Below are 5,834 nucleotides of genomic sequence, written 5' to 3' on the forward strand. Positions count from 1 at the left end.
CTAAATGTTCTAGGAAGTGTTTTTTCTGTTGCTGTTTCAACCTTTGAAAACAAAATGATTTTGAACTTTATATACTCTCAACCAATTCTTAGTCAAGATACAGTAAATGCTTTAGTTAATTCAACTACATCTATATTATCTCGTGTAATTTATTAAATTATTGTTTTATGGCGATTCAGCTTTAACTCCTTCTACTCGAATATTCTTCATATCGGCAGATACGAAACAGGAAAAATGAGTAGTATAATTGTGGTTAGTTACTCTTTCAATCAAGTCTTTATGTACATCAGGTTCATATAAACTTAAGACTATAATATCTCCTCCTTTACCAGCTCCCGTTAACTTTGCTCCTATTTTCATCACAGTTTCTTTATTATTAATTAGTTATGCTTTATCTCTAAATGTTCTAGGAAGTGTTTTTTCTGTTGCTGTTTCAACCTTTGAAAACAAAATGATTTTGAACTTTATATACTCTCAACCAATTCTTAGTCAAGATACAGTAAATGCTTTAGTTAATTCAACTATATCTATATTATCTTGTGTAACTTATTAAATTATTGTTTTATGGCGATTCAGCTTTAACTCCTTCTACTCGAATATTCTTCATATCGGGAGATACGAAACAGGAAAAATGAGTAGTATAATTGTGCTTAGTTACTCTTTCAATCAAGTCTTTATGTACATCAGGTTCATATAAACTTAAGACTATAATATCTCCTCCTTTACCAGCTCCCGTTAACTTTGCTCCTATTTTCATCACAGTTTCTTTATTGTTAAGTTGATGTTGCATAGCTTGAGCTTGTAACTGAATAACAAAAGCATCTATTTCTGAAGCAGAAATTCCTCCGTTGAAAAGCAAACATTGACAAGTATTCATTAATTCTGGAATTAACTTCCAGTCTGATAATAATGAATTCAACATTCCTATACTAAGATTTCCTAATGCTTCCGTCATTAGTTCTTTATAAGCACACTTAAGTTGTTTATCCTTATCTTCTAGATAAGGGTTTAAATAAATATTCTTTAGTATTTCAGAATGAATATCTATAGATTTCTGAATACCATAATCTGGAAATGCTGCCTTAAATTGTTCATAGACATAATTGACTCTTTCTATAGAACCTGGAACAAAACGACGAATACCATTAAAATCAGCTAAAACTGATTCTGTTTTACTATGAATACCTGAATATAAAACAGTTATATTATAGTTTGGTGGGCTAGGATACGGTGATAAATTAATTGGAATATTAGGGTTGTTGATATTTTCTGTTGAGTAAGTAATAGGTATTGCTGGATCGAAAGTCAAAGTTTTCATTGACAATATGTTTTTTATTCCTTTTTCTCCCTCTCCTAAGTTTACTGGTTTGTATCCTGATGCTATTCGGTGAACTAAATTTGAACGCTTAGAACAACAATAAAATATCGGATGTTTTCCTTGTCTTCCATAAAAGGAACCATGAATTCCCACACCACTTGAACTAAAGTTATGAAAACAATTTCCTATAGCCCACGCTAATATTAAAACTATCCTGTCTGTGTTTGCTTCCTTAATATCAAAATAATTCTTGAATTTTGCAATGTCTAAAAAGTTATCAACTAACCCTTTAGCAAGACAAACCGAAAATGCTCCACTAGAATTTAAGCCAACAGCTATTGGAAAACTACTAAGTACACTTATTTTAAACCCTGTTTTTTCCTGTAAAAAAGGACGTATAATTGATTTAAATAATTTATTAAGTGCTTCTGTTTGGTCAGGAACACCGCAATGACCATAATCTTTTATATTAACTACTGAATCAATATTATTAATATTATTTGGGTCTGGGGCTTTATATTCATTCCAATATATTTCACTTCTATATTTATCGGGTTCTATGTGAACAAAAAGCCTCATTGGTAGTGGATAATAAATAGCTGGATGACCAAAAACTACGGCGTGTTCACCTGCAAAAAATGTAGCTGCTGGTGCGCTGTAAATTATCTTTTTACCTCCTTTCCATTTTTGTAGAATTTCCTCAAAGCTTCTTGAGCTATAACCAGGTTCTTCCCTGTAATTTTTTTTGTACTCTTCACCTAACAAATTTATTAATTTGTCTAATTTTCCACGTTTAATATTATCGAGTTCAAAAGCTGAGTAAATTCCGGTTAAAATGTCGCGAATTCTCTTTGAAGATTTTGAAAGTTTCTTGGCAACTCGCTGATGAGATTGTTCTACATTTTCTTGCGGACTATAACAGATTACAGTTTCCATAAAAACGTTTTTTTGTTCATCAGTAAGGTTATGTTTTTGGGCTTGTTCCTCTAGAAATTGACGATTCATAGATTAATTAGTGAATTCGTTAATAGATTTAAACCTATAAAAAATCTTAAACAATTAGCTATTGAGTTCTAATTATCACCTTAAATATAGAATAATCAGGCAATAAGATTTATCTCTTATTAAAGTCAAGATTTATCTCCCTAGCATCTCTTGGCTTGAGTAAGTTATCTTGATAAAAAGAGCGTTAAACCAATCTATTCCCATAGCCAGCTAACGCTATTTCTGTCAATCTGAAGCCATTACTGGTTCAGACTATAAAATCAAAGGAACAAAAAATGTCCTGTAACCAATATAACTCAGAAGCTACTAAGACTGCAAAACAGCTATCTCTGGACTAAAGCCATGAATTATTAATACCTAGGATAAATCCTCAAGATATCCTCTCAAAATAGTTCGATTCTTATACTTTATGACTGAGGAAAAATGTATGACAAATTTTTTGGGTAATGACAAAAATACCTCCGTAGAAAAAGGTAAAAGCATAATTTTAGTCACAAAAAGAACAGTTCGTTTTGGAAAAAGTGTCTATCAAACTCACAATATTGCAGGTTTCAGCGAGGGAAAAATTAAAACACCAGGTATTCCTTGGATATTACTTATAATCTTCATGATTGTAGGCTTAATTATCCTTTCTACTAAAATTAACAATAACGTGGGAGGGATATTCACAATACTTGCTATTTTAGGCGCATTTGGAAATATTTTTAGGGCACAACAATACGGTCTACTGTTAACCATTAATTCTGGCGATCGAATATTGTTTTCTTCCACTGACCAAATAGGGATGCGAAGTATAATTTCAGAAATATATGAATTCATTGAAAGTGAAAAAGATGCAACTTACCGCATAGATATTAACAATAGTTCTGTCAGTGGGAATTTCGTTCAAGGAGATGTGGGAGGAAGCGTTCACACTAAAACTGCAAGTTCCCTGAAAAATTAATTACAGAACTTTTGAGTATGGTGAGAAAGAGGTAGAAAACTAATATCTTTTCACTATTTACTAAAGTGATAAAACTTTCTACCTCATTAATTCCGAAACTGCTGTAATAAACTTCTTCCGCAAACTAATCTTTAAGAAGTGTAATAGCATGAAAAATTGCAGTACAAAATTTATAACTAATTGAGGTAAATACTAAAAAACATGACAAGTAAAAATCTAAAGTTAAACAATAGTGACTTTAATGGCAACATAGTACAAGGAGATGTTGCAGGAAATATAAAGGCAAATACTCAAGCCACTTCTGATCGTCAATCAAGCAATAACAATTTCAATAATGATTTGCGAGAAGCAACAGTCGGCAACTTGGCAAACACGCTTTCGGATAACGCAACTCAAGAAGCAAAGCAATATGTGAAGATAACTAGCCAGGAAAAAACTCTAGCAAAAGCTCTCCAGGAAATTCAACAACTTCTGAAGCAGCTAGAAGTTAATTACCCAACTGCTACCCAAGATGAAAAAATTGCTTATCTTAGCGATGAAACTTCTCCCAGCTTTAAACGTAGACTGGTTTCTGCTTTACAAGCTGCTGGTGAAGCTTCTATTAAGGAGTTTTTAGACAATCCGTATGTTAACATTACTTTAGAGACTATTAAGGGTTGGAGTCAGGCTAAATAGAGCTAGTGTAAGTAAGCTCTACAGATATTTTATGGATTCCTATAACTGCATTGAAGTGGTTGTACTTACAACAGTAAATCATAACCATTTCAAGTTATCTTTTTCTTGATATTACCATATCATTATTGGGTTCTAAACATAGTTGTTTATTTTGATGTAAGCATTCAGCTATTAGCGGTCAGCTATCAGCTTTTTAATGTTAGATAAAAAATACAGAAACCGGGTTTGTATTAAATGCGAGTCTACTAATATTTTCCCCCCACAAACCCGGTTTCTTATAAAACTCATGCAACCCTAACTACATTCAATTTCTCTACATTATTTAAAATGTCAGGCGCTACATTTTTAGGAATAAAAACCACATTCCCCGCTCGCATTTTCTCCAGGCGATCGCCCATCACAGAAACAAGCTGACTCACTTTCCACCTCACTATTTCCCCATGCACGGGAATAATCTCAATTTCATCTCCTACTGCTACAGACTCAACCAGTTGTAAAACAATATTTTCTGATGTTGTCTCCATCACAATTCCCAGATATTCGTGAGTACCCCTACTACTTTCCAACTGCTTATACACAGAATCACTACCCGCAGGAGTTTCCAAAGAAGCAGAATCATAGTCGCGGTGAGGAATAGACTCTAATTCTGCGACAATTTGATTCAACATTTCTGGAGTTAAGCTCCCTGCTGCATAAGCATCGATCGCCTGTCGATAAGCTCTACAAGTCACCGCCACATAAAACGATGATTTCATCCGCCCCTCTATTTTCAAAGAACAAATTTGATGCTCAAAAAACGCTCCTATTTGATGAATACCCCATAAATCTTTAGAAGACATAAAAGTAACCGGGCGATCGTCTGTTTTTTCTGCCAACTGATAGGGAAAACGACAAGACTGAATACAACCACCACGATTAGAATCTCTACCAGCAGTAAAATTGGAGATTGTACAATTACCAGAAAAAGCCATACACATAGCACCATGCACAAACATTTCCACATCAATGCCAGTTTGCGATTTAATTCCCCCACCCTCTGCAACACTAACTTCTCGCCCCACTATCAGACGCTTCACGCCAAACTGTTTCCACATTTCACCAGCATAAGAATTGAGACAAGATGCTTGAGTCGAGAGATGAATATCAAGATTAGAACTATTTTTCACCACTCGCAAAACCCCCAAGTCAGAAACAATAACCCCATCAACGCCAATATATTCCAGAAACTGACAATATTCTCCCAATCCCTCAAAATCATCATCATGGAGAAAAGCGTTTAGGGTGATATAGACTTTAGCATGATTTTCGTGAGCAAAATTTACCCCATATTCCAAGTCATAGTCAGAAAAATTATCTGCTCGCGCCCGCAGACCGTATTTTTGCCCTCCCACATAAACAGCATCAGTACCGTAGGTAACAGCAACTTTTAGACGTTCAAGATTTTTAGCAGGAGCTAATAATTCTGGTTTCCACATATTATTTATAATTGATGATTAACTTAAATATTTTAACTCGATCGCTCAATGATGGTTTTATATTAAATCCTCCAGGATTATTGTAATTCAATATTGAAACATAATAGTCAAGATTGTAGGGGCAAACGGCCGTTTGCCCAGAAATTATCTTACTCAGAAGCAAACGGACATTATATGAGGCGTTATAATCAATCTTACAGCAGTTTCCGAAGTTATCAGGTACATATCTTGACGGTTTTAGGCAGTAGGGAGTAGGGAGCAAGGAGTAGGGAGTAGGGAGTAGGGAATAGGGAATATGATGAGTAGTATAGGAAACAAGCAAAAAATATTTACTCCATCATTTGTACCACATTAGTCCGGAATCTGCTGTATAAATGAATAATGGATACAGGACTTACGCAAAGACACTATATATAGC

The 5,834-nt window shown here is 34.2% G+C and carries 5 protein-coding genes; 2 read left to right on the top strand and 3 right to left on the bottom strand.

Annotation, left to right across the window (positions count from 1 at the left end; genetic code table 11):
• Nucleotides 1–165 precede the first annotated feature (165 nt).
• A complete protein-coding gene (locus F6K22_RS29015; protein ID WP_293106083.1) occupies nt 166–360 on the bottom strand; it encodes a hypothetical protein in 195 nt (64 codons plus the stop codon).
• Nucleotides 361–562: 202 nt separating this feature from the next.
• Complete coding sequence (locus tag F6K22_RS29020; protein WP_293106086.1) at nt 563–2,323, bottom strand: mevalonate kinase family protein; 1,761 nt, start codon at nt 2,321–2,323, stop codon at nt 563–565.
• Between the two features lie 427 nt (nt 2,324–2,750).
• On the opposite strand from F6K22_RS29020, the gene F6K22_RS29025 reads away from it, so the two are divergent.
• Nucleotides 2,751–3,266 carry a DUF6232 family protein gene (locus tag F6K22_RS29025; protein ID WP_293106088.1) on the top strand — a complete coding sequence of 172 codons (516 nt, stop codon included), beginning with the start codon at nt 2,751–2,753 and terminating at the stop codon, nt 3,264–3,266.
• A gap of 201 nt (nt 3,267–3,467) precedes the next feature.
• Nucleotides 3,468–3,941: a hypothetical protein gene (locus tag F6K22_RS29030; RefSeq protein WP_293106091.1), complete on the top strand. Its 474-nt coding sequence runs from the start codon at nt 3,468–3,470 to the stop codon at nt 3,939–3,941.
• 284 nt (nt 3,942–4,225) lie between these two features.
• Here the strand turns inward: F6K22_RS29030 and F6K22_RS29035 are convergent, their stop codons facing one another.
• Nucleotides 4,226–5,416, bottom strand: coding sequence for a peptidase U32 family protein (locus F6K22_RS29035; RefSeq protein WP_293106093.1), 1,191 nt, complete (start codon nt 5,414–5,416; stop codon nt 4,226–4,228).
• Nucleotides 5,417–5,834 lie beyond the last annotated feature (418 nt).

The sequence above is a fragment of the Okeania sp. SIO2F4 genome, from assembly GCF_010672385.1.
In the GTDB taxonomy this organism is placed as follows: Bacteria; Cyanobacteriota; Cyanobacteriia; order Cyanobacteriales; family Microcoleaceae; genus Trichodesmium.